Source organism: Bacillus sp. 5RYD7K (genome assembly GCF_059831465.1).
In genome coordinates this window covers 3,271,289-3,292,606 of sequence record NZ_CP191200.1, presented here as the reverse complement: position 1 = coordinate 3,292,606, position 21,318 = coordinate 3,271,289, and the positions used below count along the sequence as shown (strand labels likewise).

Annotated in this window: 19 protein-coding genes, 1 riboswitch and 1 other annotated feature; all 19 genes read left to right on the top strand. The window is 47.2% G+C overall.

Annotated features, from left to right (window positions below):
* The first annotated feature begins 243 nt into the window (after positions 1 to 243).
* The 19 genes from ACQE26_RS16120 (at position 244) to pyrP (ending at position 21,236) form a co-directional block, all read left to right on the top strand.
* The gene (locus tag ACQE26_RS16120) at positions 244 to 4,533 is read left to right on the top strand and encodes a S8 family serine peptidase (protein ID WP_500470054.1); all 4,290 of its coding nucleotides are present in this window, start codon (positions 244 to 246) and stop codon (positions 4,531 to 4,533) included.
* A gap of 215 nt (positions 4,534 to 4,748) precedes the next feature.
* Positions 4,749 to 5,678: a sigma-E processing peptidase SpoIIGA gene (spoIIGA, locus tag ACQE26_RS16115; protein ID WP_500470053.1), complete on the top strand. Its 930-nt coding sequence runs from the start codon at positions 4,749 to 4,751 to the stop codon at positions 5,676 to 5,678.
* A gap of 57 nt (positions 5,679 to 5,735) precedes the next feature.
* Positions 5,736 to 6,455, top strand: coding sequence for an RNA polymerase sporulation sigma factor SigE (sigE, locus tag ACQE26_RS16110; RefSeq protein WP_016936200.1), 720 nt, complete (start codon positions 5,736 to 5,738; stop codon positions 6,453 to 6,455).
* Positions 6,456 to 6,595: 140 nt separating this feature from the next.
* The gene (gene sigG / locus ACQE26_RS16105) at positions 6,596 to 7,378 is read left to right on the top strand and encodes an RNA polymerase sporulation sigma factor SigG (RefSeq protein WP_013352181.1); all 783 of its coding nucleotides are present in this window, start codon (positions 6,596 to 6,598) and stop codon (positions 7,376 to 7,378) included.
* A 127-nt stretch (positions 7,379 to 7,505) separates the two neighbouring features.
* Positions 7,506 to 8,303 (top strand): ABC transporter ATP-binding protein, encoded by a 798-nt coding sequence (locus ACQE26_RS16100; RefSeq protein WP_438421882.1) that lies wholly within the window; start codon positions 7,506 to 7,508, stop codon positions 8,301 to 8,303.
* A gap of 4 nt (positions 8,304 to 8,307) precedes the next feature.
* A riboswitch (TPP riboswitch) is annotated at positions 8,308 to 8,416 on the top strand.
* A gap of 72 nt (positions 8,417 to 8,488) precedes the next feature.
* Positions 8,489 to 9,769 carry an acetylornithine deacetylase gene (locus tag ACQE26_RS16095; RefSeq protein ID WP_500470052.1) on the top strand — a complete coding sequence of 427 codons (1,281 nt, stop codon included), beginning with the start codon at positions 8,489 to 8,491 and terminating at the stop codon, positions 9,767 to 9,769.
* A 60-nt stretch (positions 9,770 to 9,829) separates the two neighbouring features.
* Positions 9,830 to 10,081 (top strand): YlmC/YmxH family sporulation protein, encoded by a 252-nt coding sequence (locus tag ACQE26_RS16090; RefSeq protein WP_003154415.1) that lies wholly within the window; start codon positions 9,830 to 9,832, stop codon positions 10,079 to 10,081.
* Positions 10,082 to 10,233: 152 nt separating this feature from the next.
* Positions 10,234 to 11,070 (top strand): peptidoglycan editing factor PgeF, encoded by an 837-nt coding sequence (gene pgeF, locus ACQE26_RS16085; protein WP_500470051.1) that lies wholly within the window; start codon positions 10,234 to 10,236, stop codon positions 11,068 to 11,070.
* 6 nt (positions 11,071 to 11,076) lie between these two features.
* Positions 11,077 to 11,769, top strand: a complete 693-nt coding sequence (locus ACQE26_RS16080; RefSeq protein WP_500470050.1) for a YggS family pyridoxal phosphate-dependent enzyme — start codon at positions 11,077 to 11,079, stop codon at positions 11,767 to 11,769.
* Positions 11,766 to 12,224: a cell division protein SepF gene (gene sepF / locus ACQE26_RS16075; RefSeq protein ID WP_060962838.1), complete on the top strand. Its 459-nt coding sequence runs from the start codon at positions 11,766 to 11,768 to the stop codon at positions 12,222 to 12,224. Before ACQE26_RS16080 ends, sepF begins: the two co-directional genes overlap by 4 nt.
* A 6-nt stretch (positions 12,225 to 12,230) precedes the next feature.
* Entirely contained in the window at positions 12,231 to 12,509 is a 279-nt protein-coding gene (locus ACQE26_RS16070) for a YggT family protein (protein ID WP_016936193.1), read from the top strand.
* 61 nt (positions 12,510 to 12,570) lie between these two features.
* Entirely contained in the window at positions 12,571 to 13,341 is a 771-nt protein-coding gene (locus tag ACQE26_RS16065) for a YlmH family RNA-binding protein (RefSeq protein ID WP_045926087.1), read from the top strand.
* Positions 13,342 to 13,436: 95 nt separating this feature from the next.
* Entirely contained in the window at positions 13,437 to 13,931 is a 495-nt protein-coding gene (gene divIVA, locus ACQE26_RS16060) for a septum site-determining protein DivIVA (RefSeq protein ID WP_500470049.1), read from the top strand.
* 61 nt (positions 13,932 to 13,992) lie between these two features.
* Positions 13,993 to 14,220, top strand: a binding site (T-box leader).
* Positions 14,221 to 14,271: 51 nt separating this feature from the next.
* Positions 14,272 to 17,037, top strand: a complete 2,766-nt coding sequence (ileS, locus tag ACQE26_RS16055) for an isoleucine--tRNA ligase (RefSeq protein WP_060962837.1) — start codon at positions 14,272 to 14,274, stop codon at positions 17,035 to 17,037.
* A 150-nt stretch (positions 17,038 to 17,187) separates the two neighbouring features.
* On the top strand, positions 17,188 to 17,559 hold the full coding sequence (locus ACQE26_RS16050) for a TraR/DksA family transcriptional regulator (protein WP_500470048.1): 372 nt from the start codon (positions 17,188 to 17,190) through the stop codon (positions 17,557 to 17,559).
* A 101-nt stretch (positions 17,560 to 17,660) separates the two neighbouring features.
* Positions 17,661 to 18,122, top strand: coding sequence for a signal peptidase II (gene lspA, locus ACQE26_RS16045; protein ID WP_060962835.1), 462 nt, complete (start codon positions 17,661 to 17,663; stop codon positions 18,120 to 18,122).
* 1 nt (position 18,123) lies between these two features.
* Complete coding sequence (locus ACQE26_RS16040) at positions 18,124 to 19,038, top strand: RluA family pseudouridine synthase (protein ID WP_047475104.1); 915 nt, start codon at positions 18,124 to 18,126, stop codon at positions 19,036 to 19,038.
* 188 nt (positions 19,039 to 19,226) lie between these two features.
* Complete coding sequence (pyrR, locus tag ACQE26_RS16035; protein WP_003154392.1) at positions 19,227 to 19,772, top strand: bifunctional pyrimidine operon transcriptional regulator/uracil phosphoribosyltransferase; 546 nt, start codon at positions 19,227 to 19,229, stop codon at positions 19,770 to 19,772.
* Between the two features lie 153 nt (positions 19,773 to 19,925).
* The gene (gene pyrP, locus ACQE26_RS16030) at positions 19,926 to 21,236 is read left to right on the top strand and encodes a uracil permease PyrP (RefSeq protein ID WP_500470047.1); all 1,311 of its coding nucleotides are present in this window, start codon (positions 19,926 to 19,928) and stop codon (positions 21,234 to 21,236) included.
* The last annotated feature ends 82 nt before the right edge of the window (positions 21,237 to 21,318 follow it).

Genomic DNA, 21,318 nt, shown 5'->3' with positions numbered 1-21,318 from the left:
TCCTTTTTCTTTTTTCGCTCAGTCTTCCTGCCCATCCCCATGATCTATACAGTGAAAATAGAAACTTTATACCTATGACCAATTGATTGTTTTCTAGTTTCGTCCGGATTTCTGACAGAATGTGACAATATCTGAATAGAAGATTGTCTACATTTAACGTACAGCATCGAAATGACAAACCATTCCAATTGAGAGGGGAGGAATACAAATTTATATTGCGTTTCCAAATAAGGGGGGATACGATTGAAGAAAAAAATGAGAAACAGATGGACAGGCTCCGTTTTAAGCGCGATTGTCGTCAGTTCACTGCTGTTTCCGGGTGCAGCCGTAGCGGAGACCACACCGGGAACAGTTTCTGCCACCAAAGATCTTTCTTCCTCTAAGAGCATTCAGCATAAGATTTCCGATTCAGTCCAGAAGCGTTTTGAGAAAAATGATAAAGTCACATTTCTCATCAAATTTAAAGAGAAAGCCGATACGAAAAAAGCGGTCAAAAAAGCAGAGAAAAATGCCAAGTCCCAATCGCTTTCCGCAGCAAAAACAGAATATCAAAAGCGGTCAGCGGTCGTCTCTTCTTTAAAAGTAGCGGCTCATAATGCCCAGCAGAATATAAAAACATATTTGGAAAAACAAAAAAAGAAAGGCAAGGCGGAGCGCATCCATTCCTATTATATTGTCAACGGAATGGCAGTCACGGCTTCGAAAGAGGTGATGGAGAAAGTTGCCTCATTTCCTGAAGTAGAAAAAGTTCTCCCGAATGAAAAGCGTCAGCTTACTCAATCGAAAGCTCCTTTTCAATTGAAGAAAAAGCAAAAAGAGATCAAGGCAAAGGGAGGCGTTGAATGGAACATCAGCCAAATTGATGCGCCGAAGGCCTGGGCCTCTGGTTACGACGGCACCGGTACGGTTGTCGCCTCGATTGATACAGGGGTTCAGTGGGATCACCCGGCGCTTAAGGAGAAATACCGGGGGTACGATCCTGAAAATCCCGCAGCGCCGAACCATGAAATGAACTGGTATGATGCCGTGTCTAAAAAAGACGCGCCCTACGATGATCTTGAACACGGCACTCATGTAACAGGAACCATGACGGGTTCAGAACCTGACGGCTCAAATCAAATCGGTGTCGCTCCGGGCGCGAAATGGATCGCAGTAAAAGCATTTTCAGATGACGGAGGAACCGATGCCGATATTTTGGATGCCGGTGAATGGGTGCTCGCGCCAAAAGATAAAAACGGCACTCCGCATCCCGAGATGGCGCCGGATGTTGTCAATAATTCCTGGGCAGGCGGTTCAGGTATGGACGAGTGGTACCGCGATATGGTGAATGCATGGAGAGCAGCCGAGATTTTTCCGGAATTCTCTGCGGGAAATGAAGACTTATTTACACCGGGAGGACCCGGTTCAATCGCAAATCCGGCCAATTATCCGGAAGCATTTGCGACAGGTGCGACTGACATCGACAAGAAACTCGCTGATTTCTCACTTCAAGGCCCCTCACCGTATCATGAAACTAAGCCGGATATTTCGGCTCCGGGAGTGAATATCCGTTCCTCTATTCCTGGGGGAACATATGAAGGCGGCTGGAACGGAACTTCAATGGCCGGGCCGCATGTGGCGGCGACGGCGGCTTTGTTAAGGCAGGCGAACGCTTCTATTACGGTTGATGAAATGGAAGACGTTTTGACGCGCACCGCTGAAAAGCTGACAGACTCCGTTTTTCCGGAATCACCGAATAACGGCTACGGCCACGGTTTAGTCAATGCTTTTGACGCCGTTTCTGCCGTAACAGACGGAATCGGAAGCGTAGAAGGCAAAGTATCTTCTGCGGGCGAAGATCACAATCCCCCCAGCTGGCAGCATGAACCCGTCCATGAAGCTTACAAAGGGGCAAATCTGCCGTTAACGGTTACAGCAGAAGATGATGTAAGCGTGACTGAGGTGTTACTTTCCTATCAATTTGATAAAGGAGAGTGGAAAACGATCGCCGCCGTTCAAAAAAGCGGTGATGAAAAAAAGGGACTTTACCAGGCAGAAATTCCGCACGTAACGGGCAGCACGGTAAGTTATAAATGGACAATAAAAGATTTCGGGGGTCATTCTGCAGAATCTGATACGTACCGGGCTGATGTAAAACCGAGCATTACGGCGGGGTACAAAGAAGATTTTGAATCACAGCCGGCCGGCTGGTCCAGTTACGGGACACATGACCAATGGGAATGGGGGATTCCGAGTTCAGGCCCCGGCGCTGCATTTTCCGGAGATAAAGTGTATGCGACGAACCTGTCCGGACCGTATGCCGATTCAGCCAATATGAATTTGGTGATGCCTCCGATCCAGGTTCCGGATTCAGGACGATTGTTTTTGCAATTTAAAAGCTGGCACAAGCTCGAAGAATTTTTTGATTACGGGTACGTGTTCGTTCTGCCGGAAGGAAAATCGAATTGGGAGCAGGCGGCTGTTTACAATGGTGACTCCGCAGGGTGGAATGATGAAGAAGCAGACTTATCCGCGTATAAAGGCCAAAATATAAGGCTTATGTTTAATATGCAGTCAGACGAAGTACTCAATGAAGACGGATGGTATATTGATGACGTCCGGCTTTCAAGCAGTCCTCTCGGCAAGGCGGCCAAAAAAAGTAAACACAATAGACAAACACCGCCCGGCCATCTGAAGAAAAAAACCGTCAGTCCGAAACTGGCCAAACCGGCGGTAAAATCATCCGGAAAACCGGTGAAACGTGAAACGAATCTCCTGCCGCTCAGAGCGCAAATCAGTGTCGCCGAGACGGGGAAATCCGTGTATTCCGACCCCGCAACCGGAAGCTACAGCCTGTCTCATAAAGCGGGAAACTATACGCTGAAAGCCGAGGCATACGGATTTAAACCCGCTGCAAAACAAGTTTCTGTTCAAGCAGACAAAACCGCACAGGCAGACTTTACACTGGAGCAAATGCCGTCCGGTACGTTAAAAGGAACCATCACCAATCAGTCGACAGGCGAACCGGTGGAAGGGGCCGCGCTTTATGTAGTGGAGGACGCTGCAATTGAGCCTGCGGTGACAAATGATAAAGGGGAATATTCGTTTCAGGCGTATGAAGGCAAATACACCATTAAAGTAGCCGCAAAAGGCTTTTACAACAGCGAATTTTCTGTTGACATCAAAGGGGATGCTGAAAAAAACGCCAAGCTTAAGCCGTATATCGGCTATGAAGGGGAAATTGCCTATGATAACGGGACTGAAGAAGCCGGCCTGTCCTATTTTAAGGCAGGCAGCAAATCTGCCGTTAAGATGACGCTTAAAGACGGAAAAGAACACGGTATGCTGACGGGAGGCCTCTTTAAATTTTGGGGCGCGGACTGGCCTGATCCGGGCGGTACCGAATTTCAGGCAGAAGTATATGATGCATCAGGCCCTGACGGGAGCCCGGGCAGCAAAATTGCCGGCCCGTTCCAAGCTGAAGCGCTTCGAAACGGAGAATGGACCAAAGTGGATCTCAGCTCAAAAGGAATCGAGGTCGGAAAGGATTTTTATCTTGTGCTCCGCCAGACGAAACCTGATCCTTATTCACCTGCCCTGTCATCTGACGACGGCAGTCCATATTCGAACAGAAACTGGCAATACCTCGACGGCAGCTGGTCAAAAGCCGATAAATCAGATGGAAACTTTATGATCAGGGCTTTAGTCGACTACGAAGCTTCCGTGCCTGACATCACGTCGCCTGATGACCGGTCATTTACAAACAAGAAGTCAATCACGGTGAAAGGAACGGCTTCACCAAGAACTGCAGTCCGCCTGACCAATAACGGTAAAACCGCCGCTGAAACGAAAGCAGATGCAGACGGCCATTTCCAGGCTGATGTCACACTGCGTAAAGATGCCAATCGGCTGACGGCGGCATCTGTGACGGACAAGGGATCAACCGATGAGTCACGCCCTGTCACGGTCATACTCGATCAGGATAAGCCGGATGTGACGATTGACAGTCCGGCAAACGGAGATAAAACAAATAAAGAAGCGGTGACTGTAAAAGGAAAAGCTTACGATAACCATCTAAAATGGGTGAAGGTGAACGGCAAAAAGGCCGAGGTGAGTGACGGCTCTTATCAAGCAAGAATCCTTTTGGAAAACGGCAGCAACGAAATCAAAGTCACGGCCTCAGACGAAGCGGGTAACAAAACAACAAAAAAGACGGTGATTGATGTCAATTATAACGCTCCCGTCATCTCCGGATTGGTTCCCGGAGCGGATAAAGAATTAAAAGCCGGAGAATCAGTGAAAATCGCTTTTTCAAGCGGGAAGAAATTAGACGCCTCATTCGTGATCCGTATGCCTCTGACAAACGCCCGGGCAGGGACTCAAAACGCGACGGAGCTTCCGCTGAGAGAAATTTCTCCGGGACGATATGAGGGTTACTGGACGGCGACTTCTTCCATCAAAGCAAGCGGAGCAAAAATTGATGTTATTGCAAGAGATGATTATGGAAATGAAACGAGACAGACAGCAAAAGGAAAACTTTATATCAATGAGTAAAACAGAGCGCTGCCGGGACACGGCAGCGCTTTTTTGGCTGAGATGGTCAATAGGAAATCAATCTCTTCGACCCTCGACAAATAAAACGGTTATCCCTTAAAAATTGTACTTTCCCCTCAACATTAATTGACAGACTTTCCCACAGAGCTTGCTTTATACTTATGAAACAAGAGAGAGAAACAGATATGTAAGACAAAAGAGGAAAGGGGTCAGATGTGAAAATCTATCTGGATGTCATTTGGCTGTTGAACTTTTGTTTTGATTCTCTTTTGCTTTTATTAACCGCCTTTATTTTAAAACGCCAGGTGAAAAAAAGAAGAGTGGCCGCCGGCGGTTGCATCGGATCAGCCATTGTGCTTCTGATGTTTACGCCTGTTTCTCCCTTTGTGGAGCATCCGGCGGGAAAAATGGCATTTTCAGTTGTCATCGTGCTTACGGCTTTTGGCTTTAAACGATTTCGGTACTTTTTTCAAAATTTGTTCGCCTTTTATTTCGCGACCTTTCTCGTCGGCGGGGGAATGATCGGCGTACATTCCCTGCTGCAGACAGAATCAATTGTAGAACACGGCGCTATGGTCACGAGCCAGACCGGCTTCGGCGACCCGATCAGCTGGATATTTGTTGTCATCGGATTTCCGGCCGTATGGTTTTTTTCGAAAAAGAGAATCGAAGACATCGAGACGAAGTCCATTCAGTACGATGAACTTGTCATGGTTCAGGCAGAATTCAGCGGGCAGACAATCCGCGCAAAAGGCCTGGTGGATTCCGGGAATCAGCTTTATGATCCGCTGACAAAAACGCCGGTCATGATCCTTCACATTGACAAATTCGCTCCGATTCTCAGTGAAAAGGAAACGGACATCATCAAATCTGCCAGTCCGCTTGAAGTGATAGAGCAGCTTGATGATTCGTTCCGTCATGCGGATAAGCTGAGGCTGATTCCATACAGGGGCGTCGGTCAGGACAATCAATTTTTACTCTGTTTAAAGCCGGATTACGTCACGATTATAACGAAAGACGAGATGATCGCATGTGAAAAATGCCTGATCGGCATCAGCGCGAAACCATTATCAGCGGATGGTGAATTTGACGGAATCGTTCACCCGAAGATGCTGACCGGGAAGGCTGTGAAGCATGTATCCTGACGAAAAGTCTGTTATTCATCATACTCAAAACGCATTGTATTTAGAAGGGGGAGGAAGATGAAAAAACTTAAGCTGCGTCTGACTTATTTATGGTATAAATGGCTGATGAAACTCGGACTGAAAAGTGATGAAGTATATTACATAGGAGGGAGCGAAGCGCTGCCGCCGCCTTTGTCTAAAGAAGAGGAGCAGGTGCTCTTATTAAAGCTGCCGAGCGGGGATCAGGCGGCGCGGGCCATCCTGATTGAGAGAAACTTACGCCTTGTCGTTTACATTGCCCGCAAATTCGAAAACACCGGCATCAATATCGAGGACTTAATCAGCATCGGCACAATCGGTTTAATCAAAGCGGTAAACACGTTTAATCCGGAAAAGAAAATCAAACTCGCAACCTACGCGTCACGATGTATTGAAAACGAAATTTTAATGTACTTGCGCCGAAACAATAAAATCCGTTCAGAGGTGTCCTTTGATGAACCGCTGAACATTGATTGGGACGGAAACGAACTGCTGCTTTCGGATGTGCTCGGCACAGATGATGATATTATTACAAAAGACATTGAAGCCAATGTGGATAAAAAACTTTTGAAAAAAGCGCTTGAGCAATTAAATGATAGAGAAAAGCAGATCATGGAACTGCGATTCGGGCTTGTCGGTGAAGAAGAAAAAACACAAAAAGATGTAGCCGACATGATGGGGATTTCACAATCTTATATCTCCCGGCTCGAAAAGCGGATTATTAAAAGACTGAGAAAAGAGTTTAACAAAATGGTGTAAAATTTTTTCCATCTGACAGTCCTTACTGCTGCAAGGATTGCCGGTGCCGGATGTTTATTTCTGTAAAATGGCGGTGCATATTTTTCCCACCCGAGGAGATACTTAACGTTGTACAGCAGCTCCTAGTGGGAGGGAAAAACGTGTCAAGAAATAAAGTCGAAATTTGCGGGGTGGATACCTCCAAATTACCGGTACTCAAGAATGAAGAGATGAGAAAGCTGTTTAAGCAATTGCAGGATGAGGGCGATGATTCAGCGAGGGAAAAGCTTGTAAACGGCAACCTGCGCCTTGTCTTAAGCGTCATTCAGAGGTTTAACAACAGAGGAGAGTATGTTGATGACTTATTTCAGGTCGGCTGCATCGGACTAATGAAATCCATTGATAATTTTGACCTAAGCCATAATGTTAAGTTTTCAACATACGCTGTACCGATGATTATCGGAGAAATCCGCAGATATTTGCGGGATAACAATCCGATCCGCGTCTCGAGGTCGCTTCGCGATATCGCATATAAAGCGCTTCAAGTAAGGGAGCGGTTAATCAGTGAGACAAGCAGGGAGCCGACAGCAGAGGAAATCGCCAAAGTTCTTGAAGTGCCCCATGAAGAAATTGTGTTTGCCCTTGACGCCATCCAAGATCCGGTATCACTGTTTGAGCCGATTTATAATGACGGCGGCGATCCGATTTACGTGATGGACCAGATCAGCGATGAGCGCAATAAGGATACACAATGGATTGAGGAGCTCGCTCTGAAAGAAGGCATGAGAAGACTGAACGAACGGGAAAAAATGATTTTGCGAAAACGCTTTTTCCAGGGGAAAACCCAAATGGAAGTCGCAGAAGAAATCGGCATATCCCAAGCTCAGGTCTCAAGGCTTGAAAAGGCAGCCATTAAACAAATGAATAAGAATATCCATCAATAACGGAGAAAGCCTTTAAACATTGTTTTAAAGGCTTTTTTCGTGCGCCGGTTTACGTTTGCGAAAAAGTGATGTATTCTAATGTGTAAAAGTTTTAAGAAAATTGAAACAAATAAACGGGGGAACTGCAATGATTTTACAGCTGGACAATGTGTCATTAAAAAGAAACGGCCAATGGATTTTGAAAGATATCAACTGGCGCGTTGAGAAAAACGAAAATTGGGTGCTGTTCGGACTGAACGGAGCCGGAAAAACAGCCTTGCTGAATATGTTATGTTCTTATTACTTTCCCACTTCAGGAGAGATGCAGGTGCTCGGCCATCAATTCGGCAAAACAGAGCTCGGTGACAGGCTCAGAAAAAAAATCGGTCTTGTTTCAGCGGGTCTTCAGCACAAATTATATGCCGCGGATTCTGCTTTTGAAATCGCCCTCAGCGGCGCGTACGCTTCAATCGGGCTTTACGAAACGCCGAGTGAACAAGTGAGGGAAAAAGCGATCGGTCTTCTGAAGGATTTAGGCGCCATCAGTTTCGCGGACAGACGGTATGAAACGTTATCTCAGGGGGAAAGGCAAAGAGCGCTGATTGCGCGGGCGCTTATGGCTGATCCGGAACTGCTGATTTTGGATGAGCCCGTGACGGGTCTCGATTTTATGGCAAGAGAGCAGCTGCTGGATACGATAACGTCGATCGCTGAAAAAGAAAATGCGCCGTCCATCCTTTATGTCACTCATCATGCTGAAGAAATTCTGCCGGTATTTGATCAGGCGCTGCTTTTAAAACAAGGCGAGGTGTTCGCTGCCGGGAAAATCAAGGACATGCTTTCTGACGAGCGGCTTACAGCGTTTTTCGATATGCCTGTCAATGTCTTATGGAACAACGGCCGTCCATTTTTAACGTGTGCAAAAGCGGCATCATCCGTCAAATAAAATCAATTCACCCTGGGGGTGCTGCTGACATGCAGCTGAGAGAGATGTTAGTCTCAACCCTTAACGGACCTGATCCGGATCATGCCGGCGGAGGGAAGCGGTGAAAAAAAGCGGAGGAAAGTCCGTTTTTACCCGTTTCATTGGATGAAACGGGTTTTTTAATACAGCAAAAGGAGAGATGTTCAATGAACCAGCTTGACATGCTGCTGCAGCAGGCGGATAAACGGCGGGGCGATTTAATACATATTGCTGAAAGGTTGATCGCCTTTCCGACACCGGCTCCGCCTGCAAGAAATACAGCAGATGCTCAGAAGTGGGTGGCCGGATTTTTAAAAGAAATGGGCTGCTCGGTCGATATGTGGGATGTGTATCCGGAAGATCCGAACGTAGTCGGTGTTTTAAAAGGGACAGATTCAAGCGGGCATCAAAGCCTGATTTTAAACGGACACATTGACGTAGCCGAAGTCAGGGATGAAGACTGGGACTCTGACCCGTTTCAGCCGCTCGTTAAAGCCGGCATGCTGATCGGAAGAGGCGCCGCTGATATGAAAGGCGGATTGGCGTGTGTTCTTTTTTCTCTGAAGCTGATCCATGATGCCGGCATTGAGCTTCCGGGCGACCTCATTGTACAGTCTGTGATCGGAGAAGAAGTCGGCGAGGCGGGGACGCTGGAATGCTGCAAACGCGGCTATCACGCGGATTTTGCGGTTGTCGCGGATACGAGCAGCCTGCATATTCAAGGGCAGGGCGGAGTCATCACCGGCTGGATAGAATTGAAAAGCAAACAAACATTTCATGACGGCATGAGGCGCAATATGATTCATGCGGGCGGAGGCACATTCGGAGCGAGCGCAATCGAAAAAATGGCGAAAATCATCACTGCCTTGGGAGAGCTGGAACGCCACTGGGCGGTAACGAAAAGCTATCCCGGCTTTTCACCAGGCACCAATACGATCAACCCCGCCGTTATTGAAGGGGGAAGGCACGCAGCGTTTGTCGCCGATGAATGCCGATTATGGATTACCGTCCACTTTTACCCGAACGAAACGCACGAACAAGCTGTGGCAGAAATCGAAGACTATATCAATCGTGTCTCTGACGGTGATCTGTGGCTCAGGGAAAACAGGCCGGTGTTCAAATGGGGCGGGTCTTCCATGATTGAAGACAGAGGAGAGGTGTTCCCGGCGCTGGAAATCGACCCGAACCATCCGGCCGTTTCTGTTCTGGCGGAATCGCACTCAGCCGTCAAACAACAGGAGCCCGTCATCGATGTTTCCCAAACCGTAACAGACGGAGGATGGCTTTATCATGCCGGGATTCCAAGCGTCATATACGGACCCGGCGATTTAAAAAACGCCCATTCCGTAAACGAAGAAGTGTCCGTCGATGAGCTGATGGACTATACGAAAATCATGCTGAGATTTATCCACACCTGGTGCAGCCGCAAAAAAGATTGCCCGATGTGACAAGGTTCAGCCCGGCCGCTCATATAATAGGAAAAAGAACGGGCAAAGGGCGTGATACAAATGATCAGCATATCTGAATTTCAAATAAAAGATGTAGTAAACGTGTCGAACGGAAAAAAACTCGGAAGCATCGGTGATATTGATATTAACGTGACAACGGGAAAAATTCAGGCGATTATTTTAGGCGGCAGCGGAAAAGTTCTCGGTTTTTTCGGAAAAGAAGAGGAAATGATCATTCCTTGGCGAAATATAGTTAAAATTGGGGAAGATGTCATCTTAGTGCGTGTAAACGAACCAAAGGGGGGAGCATAATCCTCCCTTTACTTGTAAAAAGCCGGAAATCTCAATGTTTCCGGCACATTTATTTATTTCATTTTTCAATCAGCCGCTAAACGTATGCTTAAAATTGTGTTAAAATGAGTGGGAAATTCGCTTTTTAATGTTTGTCGAAAGGTTGGATCTTCATGAATACATATCACCCGTTTAGTTTTACCACCCCCTCGGCACTCATGATAGAAGACTGGAACTGTGTGAATCAGCATAACACAAAGGTCATCGCCGGATTCACAACGAAAAACGGCGGTGTCAGCAATCCTCCGTATGAGTCATTAAATACCGGATTGCACGTCCGGGACGAAGCTCATGATGTTGTGAAAAACCGTGAAATCATAGCGTCCTTATGCGGTACTGATCTGGATTCCTGGGTATTCGCCGATCAGACACATGAAAACCGCGTCCGATGCGTGACAGCGGGAGATAAAGGAAAAGGGGCGAGAGACTATTCCTCCGCATTCCGCGGGACTGACGGGCTCTATACGAAAGATACGGATCTTTTTTTGGGCCTGTGTTTTGCAGACTGTGTGCCTTTGTATTTTTATGACCCGGTGAAATCCATAATCGGCGCTGCCCATGCCGGATGGAAGGGGACGGTCAGACAAATCGGGCGCATCATGACGGAACGCTGGGTAAACGAAGAAGGTTCCCGCTTAACAGATATTCAGGCCGTCATCGGTCCGTCCATCAGCGCGGACAGCTATACCGTCGACGACCGCGTCATCAATGAAGTCCGGGCGCTGCCGTTTTCCGCAGAATCCGCCATACGCGAAACGGAAAAAGGCCGGTATCAGCTTGATTTAAAAGAGGTCAACCGCCTTCTTCTGATACATTGCGGCATTCCGGAAGAAAACATTTCAGTCAGCGGTTTATGCACCGAACAAGAGCGTGAACTATTCTTTTCACATCGCCGCGACAAAGGAAAAACGGGACGCATGATGTCCTTTATCGGAATGAAGGAGGCATAAGTTATCTTGCGTGTTGCTGATCAATTACGACATATAAACGAAAGAATAAACGAAGCATGTAACAGATCGGGCCGAAGCCCCGAAGATGTAACCGTCATCGCGGTTACAAAATACGTATCAGCCGAAAGGGCTCAAGAGGCCGTGGATGCCGGTATTACAAGTCTGGGAGAAAACCGGGATGCCGAGCTTATCCGTAAGCAGGATGTCATCAAAGGCAGCCCCGTGTGGCACTTTATCGGCAGTCTTCAGTCCAGAAAGGTGAAGGCCGTCGTTGACCGTGTATCTTATATACATTCCTTAGACAGACTGTCATTGGCTAAAGAAATTGAAAAACGGGCGCAGCATGCGGTTCGCTGTTTTGTGCAGGTGAATACTTCGCTTGAGCCGTCTAAGCACGGTTTGAAAACAGAGGAGGTCATCCCCTTTATCAGAGAGCTTTCTGAGTTTAGAAACATTTCTGTAGAGGGCCTGATGACGATGGCTCCCCTGACAGACGATACAGAAACAATCAGAGCCTGTTTCCGGCAATTGCGTGATCTGAGGGACCAGGTGCAAAAGCTGAACCAGACAAACGCACCGTGCCGGGAACTGTCAATGGGCATGTCAAATGATTATGAAATCGCTGTTGAAGAGGGCGCTACTTTTATCAGAATCGGCTCTTCATTAGTCGGAAATGAAACGGGGGGTGTAAACAAATGAGCATGAAAAATAAACTGAAAAACTTTTTCTCAATGGATGAGGAGGAGTACGAATACGAATACATTGAAACGGAGCAGGATCGTCCGGAAGAGCATGAACAGCAAAAAGATAAACAGAGTGCCTACGCTCAGAAGCCTGCGGGCAAACAGAACGTAGTAAGCTTGCAAAGTGTTCAGAAATCCTCTAAAGTGGTGTTGAGTGAACCGCGTGTATATGCGGAAGCGCAGGAAATCGCCGATCATTTAAAGAACAGGCGGGCGGTTGTCGTCAATCTTCAGCGCATCCAGCATGATCAGGCGAAAAGAATCGTCGACTTTTTAAGCGGAACCGTCTATGCCATCGGCGGCGACATTCAAAGAATCGGTTCGGATATTTTTCTGTGCACGCCTGATAATGTCGATGTTTCCGGCACGATTTCGGAGCTTATAAATGAAGACGAACATCAGAGGTGGTAAAGCAGGATGATTCTTTATCAAATTTTTTCCGTTCTGAGTTATTTAATTTACATCTACTCGTTTGCCCTGATTATCTACATCTTTATGTCATGGGTGCCGAGTACGAGAGAAACGGCGGTCGGACGGTTTCTCGCATCGATTTGCGAACCGTATTTAGAGCCGTTCAGAAGGATCATTCCGCCCATTGCCATGCTGGATATATCCCCGATTGTAGCGATTATCGTGCTTCGGTTTGCCACGACGGGACTTTGGGGCCTATACCGCATGATCGCAATGTATACTTGAATGCGACAGTTTGATACGGGCTTGGCACCAGCCAAGCCTCTTTACATAGAAAGGAAAGAACATGAGCGATATTTACCAGCACTTCAGACACGACGAGCGGCCTTTTATCGACCAGGCGCTTGAATGGAAAGAGATTGTCCTGGACCAATATCGGATGAAGCTGACTGATTTCTTAGATCCGCGGGAACAGGTGATTGTAAAAGCCGTCATCGGCGATGCGTGCGGTCTTGCCTTTTTTGGGGGATATGACAGAGCTGAGCGCAAACGCGCGATTTTATACCCTGAATATATGGAACCTGGACAAGATGATTTTGAGCTTCAGGCCTTTGACGTTCAATACGCTGAAAAATTCGTCAGCATCGATCACCGCTCTCTTCTCGGATCATTAATGGGGATCGGCTTAAAACGGCAGAAATACGGCGACCTGATTTTCTCAGAGGAAGCCGTGCAGCTTATCGTTTCCGGTGAAATCGCCGATTTTGTCGGCACCCAGCTGACCAAAGCAGGCAAAGCGCCGGTAAAGCTTGAGAAAATCGAGCTTTCGGCCCTTCACATTCCCGCTTCAGATGTCGAAATAAGGGATGACACGGTTTCTTCATTGCGTCTCGACGCCGTCTGCGCTTCGATGAGCAGGCAATCCCGGCAGAAAGCGCAGACCCTTGTGAAAAACGGGCTCGTTAAGGTGAATTGGAAAGCCGTTGAGGATCCGTCCTATCAGGTTGCTGAAGGGGACATGCTTTCGATTCGGGGCTTCGGACGATGCAGTTTGACAAAAGTAGACGGAAAAACGAAAAAAGACAAATGGAAAGTCACATTCGAACGGCAAAAATGAGTCGTTTTTTCAGATTTTTTCTCCATCTATGGCCGTATTTGTTTTATAATGTGAACTAGATAACCGTACTGAAATGTAAAAATGGAGGTGGCAATATGCCATTAACGCCGAATGATATCCATAACAAAACGTTTACAAAAGGTTTTCGCGGATATGATGAAGATGAAGTAAATGAATTTTTAATGCAGGTCAGAAAAGACTACGAAATCGCACTCCGTAAAAAAACGGAGCTTGAGGCGAAAGTGAACGAGCTGGATGAAAAAATCGGACACTTTGCCAATATTGAAGAAACGCTGAATAAGTCAATTCTCGTAGCTCAAGAAGCGGCAGAAGACGTAAAGCGCAATTCGCAGAAAGAGGCGAAGCTGATCGTCCGTGAAGCAGAAAAAAATGCTGATCGAATCATCAATGAGTCGCTTTCCAAATCAAGAAAAATCGCAATGGAAATTGAAGAGCTGAAAAAACAGTCTAAAGTGTTCAGAACGCGTTTCCAAATGCTGATTGAGGCGCAGCTTGATCTGCTGAAAAACGATGATTGGGATCATCTGTTAGAATACGAAGTCGACGCGGTATTTGAGGAAAAAGACTAATTTTCAGATTTTCTTGACATTCTCCGGCCCGTTCGAATATAATACGTTCATAAATTCAGATGAAAAGACGATGAAAGGGACCGGCATGACTCAAAGCAGGCCATAAAGCGAACCGGGGAAGGTGAAAGCCCGGGATGGCCGGAATCATGCAGATCAGCCCTTTAGTTTCCTTTCTGAACCGAGAGTAGGAAAGGACGTTCCATCACGTTACGATGTTCGAGAGGAAAAGACGGTTGATCCGTTTTTTCTAAAAGGGTGGTACCGCGAGATAAGCTTTCTCGTCCCTTATGGGATGAGAGGGCTTTTTTTATTTTCTGAAAAATGTTGTGGAGGAATGAAAATGGATTATAAAGATACGCTGTTAATGCCGAAAACAGATTTTCCGATGCGCGGAAATCTGCCGAACCGTGAGCCTGACATGCAGAAAGAATGGGAGGAGCAGGATATTTACCGTCTTGTTCAAGAACGGACGAAAGACCGCCCGAAATTCGTACTGCATGACGGACCTCCTTATGCAAACGGAGACATCCACATGGGTCATGCCCTGAATAAAATCCTGAAAGATTTTATCGTCCGCTATAAATCAATGAGCGGCTACAACGCACCGTATGTGCCGGGATGGGACACGCACGGTCTGCCGATTGAAACGGCACTGACAAAAAACAAAAAAGTGAACCGGAAAGAAATGTCCGTAGCCGATTTCCGCAAGCTTTGCGAAGAATATGCATGGCAGCAGATCGAAAGACAGCGCGAACAATTCAAGCGTCTCGGCGTCAGAGGCGATTGGGAAAACCCTTATGTTACGCTTCAGCCTGAATTTGAAGCGCAGCAGATCCGCGTTTTCGGCGAGATGGCGAAAAGAGGCTATATTTATAAAGGCCTGAAGCCTGTCAACTGGTCGCCTTCAAGTGAATCTGCCTTAGCAGAAGCGGAAATTGAATATCAGGATAAACGTTCGGCATCCATTTATGTTGCATTTAAGGTGAAAGACGGTAAAGGCGTTCTCGAGAACGGAGAAAGCTTTATTATCTGGACGACGACGCCGTGGACGATGCCTGCCAACCTCGGAATTTCCGTTCATCCTGATCTTGAATACAATGTCATCAAGGTTGGAGACAAGCGTTATGTAGTAGCGGCTGAATTAATCGAAAGCGTAGCGGAGGCATGCGGCTTTGAAAATCCTGAAGTTGTCGCATCGTATAAAGGCAGAGAGTTAGAATACATCACTGCAGAACATCCGCTTTACGGCAGAGATTCACTCGTCATGCTCGGTGACCATGTCACAACCGATGCCGGAACAGGCTGTGTTCATACTGCTCCGGGCCACGGGGAAGATGACTTTATCGTCGGCCAAAAGTACGGCTTAGAAGTACTTTGCCCTGTCGATGAAAAAGGCAACATGACCGACGAAGCGCCGGGCTTTGAAGGAATGTTTTACGATAAAGCCAATAAACCGATCACGGAGAAGCTTGAAGAAAACGGCGCGCTCTTAAAGCTCGAGTTTATTACACACTCTTATCCGCATGACTGGAGAACAAAAAAACCGACTATCTTCAGAGCGACAGCGCAATGGTTTGCGTCAATTAAAGATTTCAGACCGGATCTGCTTGATGCCATCAAACAAACGAAGTGGGTGCCGGAGTGGGGCGAACAGCGCCTTTACAACATGGTGCGCGACCGCGGCGACTGGTGTATTTCAAGACAGCGCGTCTGGGGCGTTCCGATCCCGGTATTTTATGCTGAAAACGGTGAGCCGATCATCACCGACGAAACGATTGAACACGTTTCTGAGCTGTTCAAACAGCACGGCTCAAACGTCTGGTTTGAAAGAGAGGCAAAAGACCTTCTGCCGGAAGGATTTACACATCCGGGAAGCCCGAACGGAATCTTCACGAAAGAGCAAGACATTATGGATGTATGGTTTGATTCAGGTTCTTCTCATCAGGCCGTTCTTGAGGAACGTGATGATCTCGTCCGCCCGGCTGATTTATACCTTGAAGGCTCTGACCAATACCGCGGCTGGTTTAACTCATCTCTTTCAACTGCCGTTGCAGTCACCGGCAAAGCGCCGTATAAAGGCGTATTAAGCCACGGATTTACACTTGATGCAAACGGCCGTAAAATGAGTAAATCACTCGGCAATACGATTGAGCCGACAAAAATCGCAAAACAGCTTGGAGCTGAAATTCTGCGTTTATGGGTTTCTTCCGTAAACTATCAGGCCGATCACCCGGTTTCTGAAGATATTCTGAAGCAGGTCGCGGAAGTATACCGGAAAGTCCGCAACACGTTCCGCTTCCTTCACGGCAACCTGTTCGATTTCGATCCAAGCGTCAATGCCGTTGATGTAAAAGATCTTCGTGAAGTGGATCAATATATGCTGATCAAGCTGAATAAGCTGATCGATAAAGTGAAAAAAGCGTACGATGAATACGAATTTGCGGTTGTTTATCACAGCATTCATAATTTCTGTACGATCGAGCTCAGCTCTTTCTATCTTGATTTCGCAAAAGATGTCGTGTACATCGAGCATGCGGATCATCCGGACCGCCGCAGCATGCAGACAGTCTTTTATGAAACGCTGCTGGCGTTAGTAAAGCTGACTGCGCCGATTCTCCCTCATACGGCGGATGAAATGTGGTCTCACTTATCATTTGTTGAAGAGGCGAGCGTGCAGCTGACAGATATGCCGGAAACCATCTCTGTTCCGAACAGTCAGGCGACAGAAGAAAAATTCGACCGTTTCATGGAGCTTCGCAATGACGTGCTGAAAGCTTTGGAAATTGCCCGTAACGAAAAAATTATCGGAAGATCATTGGAAGCGAGTCTGACTTTGTATCCGAACAAAGAAAACCGCGACCTCTTATCATCCATTAAAGAAAATATCGCACAGCTGTTTATCGTCTCAGAACTGACAGTAAAAGACGAAAGCGAAGCGCCGGAAAACGCGCAAAGCTTCACAACAGGAAAAATGACCGTAGAAAAAGCGGAAGGTCAGATGTGTGAGCGGTCCCGCGTGATTTCTAAAGATGTCGGCGCCAATCCGAAGTATCCGACATTATCACTGCGCAATGCGGAAATCGTTGAAAAATATTATCAAAATTAATGAATGAGAAAGCGCCCGGCTGACAGCCGGGCGTTTTTTTACATGCCACTAATGTCATCGATTAGAACGATAGGAAAAATCTTATGGGCTTCAAATGGCGCTCTGGAGGCAACAATAAAGCTATAACATCAAGAGCAGGAGTTGTGATGAATGAATGATCAACTGACCGCAATCCACACGGAGCTTCTCATGATGAAAGAAGAACTTCAATCAAGATTATTCGAATATTCTTGCTTTCAAATGTCAGCATCTGTTGAACCTCCAATGAACGACCAGGAAGCAACTCTGATCTATCATGTAAAAGAAGAACTGCAGGATGTTCTTCTTGCCCTGTCTAAGTTTGAAAACAATACGTACGGTTATTGTGAAAAAACAGGCGCCCCCATTCCGATTGACAAGCTTGCGGTATTGCCGACGGCCAGAACCGCTGATGATTTTTATTATCCCGCTCAATTTGAAAAGAAAACCCTTCCATACTGGGTACCCGGAGATTATGCATATGATCAGGCGCTGTATGAGTGACAGCGTCTGTCTTCATGCCCTTATGATCTGCCTTTACTCCGGCATCTTTTACTGATAAAATTCATAAAGGATAAAAGTAACTGTATACTGGAGGAACGTGTGTGCTTTATTATCTTATCGCTCTTTTTATTATTATTGCCGACCAACTAACCAAATGGCTTGTCGTCAGCCATATGGAATTGGGACAAAGCATACCTGTCATCGATCAGGTGCTTTATATCACCTCTCATCGCAACACGGGAGCGGCATGGGGTATTTTAGCCGGCCAAATGTGGTTTTTCTACGTCATTACCATCGCCGTGATTATCGGAATCGTTTATTACATACAGCGTTATGCAAAAGGGCAGATGTTACTCGGAATTTCTCTCGGCTTAATGCTGGGAGGTGCAGCCGGAAATTTTATCGACCGGGCGGCACGCCAGGAAGTAGTCGATTTTATTCATATCATCATCGTGAATTATCACTATCCGATTTTTAATATCGCGGACTCCTCACTGTGCGTCGGCGTCATACTTTTATTTATTCATATGCTGTTTGACAGCGGGAAAAAGAAGGAGCAATAACATGAATCAATTTGAGATAACCGTTCAGCCTGAACAAAAAAGCGAACGGATTGATAAATTTTTGGCCGCAGCAGGAGAGAACTGGTCACGCACTCAGGTGCAGCAATGGGTGAAAGAGGGACTGGTAACCGTTAACGGCAAATCCGTCAAAGCCAACTACAAAATGCAGCCCGGCGATCAGGTAACCGTCACCATTCCTGAACCGGAAGAACTGGACGTGCTTGCAGAGCCGATGGATCTGGATATTTACTATGAGGATCAGGACGTCTTGGTTGTGAACAAACCGCGGGGCATGGTCGTACATCCGGCGCCCGGCCATGTGACAGGGACGCTCGTAAACGGACTGATGGCTCACTGCAATGATCTTTCAGGCATTAACGGCGTCATGCGCCCGGGAATCGTCCATCGTATTGATAAAGATACCTCCGGCCTGTTAATGGTCGCTAAAAACGATATGGCGCATGAATCACTCGTTAATCAGCTCGTCAATAAAACCGTGACGAGAAAGTACACCGCGGTTGTCCACGGGTTGATTTCACATGATGACGGAACGATTGACGCTCCGATCGGAAGAGATAAGAAAGACCGTCAAAGCATGACCGTAACAAGAGAAGGCAGTAAAAACGCCGTCACGCATTTCCACGTGCTTGAGCGTTTTCAAGACTTCACGCTCGTAGAGTGCCGTCTTGAAACCGGAAGAACGCATCAAATCCGCGTTCATATGAAATATATCGGGTTTCCTTTGGCAGGCGATCCGAAGTACGGACCGAGAAAAACCATTGATTTCAACGGCCAGGCGCTTCATGCCGGAATATTAGGTTTTGATCATCCGCGGACGGGCGAATACATGGAGTTTGAAGCGCCCCTTCCTGAAGATATGCAAAAACTCATTGAACATTTGAGAAATAGCCATTGACAGCGACTTTCTTTTCTGAAATAATAAAAACAAGCTGAATAGATTTTTTAACACAGTCCAGAGAGGCTGAGAAGGATAACGGAAAGGACAGAAGAGATACGTGTGTGTCTTCGTCCTGGAAAGGAACCCCTCTATGCTCTGGCAGGAGGGGTTTTTTCTTCTTATATACGAATGGAGAGGTGTCACGAGTGAATCAAAAAGCTGTTATTCTCGACGAACAGGCCATCAGAAGGGCGCTGACAAGGATAGCCCATGAAATGATCGAACGGAATAAAGGGATGAATGACTGCATTCTTGTAGGGATTAAAACAAGAGGCATTTATTTAGCAAAGCGGCTGGCTGAACGGATCGAACAGATTGAAGGAAATCCGGTCACTGTCGGAGAAATTGATATTACCCTTTACCGTGACGATCTCACAAAAAAAACGAGCAATGAAGAACCGCTTGTAAAAGGCGCGGACATTCCGGCTGATATCACAGACCAAAAGGTCATTGTGGTCGATGATGTGCTTTATACCGGCCGGACGGTGAGAGCGGCGATGGATGCACTCGTTGATGTCGGACGGCCGTCATCGATACAGCTTGCCGTGCTTGTCGACAGAGGGCACCGGGAGCTGCCGATCAGAGCGGACTATATCGGGAAAAACATCCCGACTTCAAAAGCTGAAAAAGTGATGGTTCAGCTGAGTGAAGTTGATCAGACTGATATGGTCGCCATATACGAAAATGAATAATCACCCTTTTTAAATGCATTCCAGAGAGTCTGCAAAGAGGATTTTAAAACACAAAGCCGGGCGGATCGACGCGGCCGGGTTTTGTATGCCTCTTTGCGTATAAGCAAAGAGGTTTTTTTATACCATTTGAAAGTCAACCGGGAGGAAAACGCCATGAGTAAGAAAAAAGTAAACCTGGGAGTCAGGGACGTCCCCAATCCATTGTCCTGGCTGTCATTCAGCCTGCAGCATTTATTCGCCATGTTCGGCTCAACCATACTCGTGCCGAAACTGGTCGGAATGAGCCCGGCAGTGGCGCTTGTCACGAGCGGAATCGGGACACTCGCCTATCTATTGGTGACAAAAGGCCGGATTCCCGCTTATCTCGGCTCATCATTCGCCTTTATATCACCGATTATCTTGGTGAAGGCGGCGGGAGGGCCGGGGGCTGCCATGGTCGGCGCTTTCCTGGCGGGAATTGTGTACGGCCTGATCGCACTTCTCATCAGGCAGCTTGGAACGGGGTGGCTGATGAAGCTGCTGCCGCCGGTGGTCGTCGGACCAGTCATCATCGTCATCGGCCTCGGATTGGCAAGCACAGCTGTCAATATGGCAATGTATGCCGATCCGAATGCGAAGGAACTCGTCTACAGCCTGAAACATTTTAGTGTAGCCGGCGTCACTTTGGCCATCACCATTATCTGCGCCATCTTTTTACGGGGATTTTTAAGCCTGATTCCGGTATTGATCGGCATTATAGGCGGCTATCTGTTTGCGCTGACACAGGGCATCGTCAATTTCCAGCCGGTCATTGATGCAAAATGGTTCGCCGTCCCTGAATTTATCATCCCTTTCAAAGACTATACGCCGTCAGTGACATGGGGCATTGCGGCTGCGATGGTGCCGGTCGCTTTCGTGACGATGTCAGAACATATCGGCCATCAAATGGTGCTGAGTAAAGTTGTCGGACAGGATTTCATTAAAAAGCCGGGACTGCACCGCTCCATAATGGGGGACAGTGTTGCGACAATCATCGCTTCGTTAATCGGCGGCCCGCCGACGACGACATACGGCGAGAACATCGGAGTACTTGCAATTACGAGAGTGTTCAGCGTCTTTGTCATCGGCGGCGCCGGCGTGATTGCGCTGTGCTTCGGATTTATCGGCAAAGTTTCAGCGCTGATCAGCTCTGTTCCGTCAGCGGTTATGGGAGGCGTTTCCTTCCTGCTGTTCGGAATCATCGCCTCCAGCGGCTTGAGAATGCTGATTGACAACAACATTGATTATGAAAACAAGCGAAATTTAATTATCACATCCGTCATCCTCGTGATCGGCGTCGGCGGTGCGTTCATTCAAGTATCAAAAGGCGGGTTTCAAATATCCGGCATGGCGCTTGCGGCAATCGTCGGAGTCATTCTGAACCTTGTCCTGCCGCACGCAAATGACGAAGACACAGACGTAACGGAAAAACAAAATCATATATAAACCTTTTAAAGAAAGTCCAGAGAGGCTTGGAAGGGTTATAACGGGAAGAAGCTGTACGCCGCTTCTCTCATTAACCGCACCC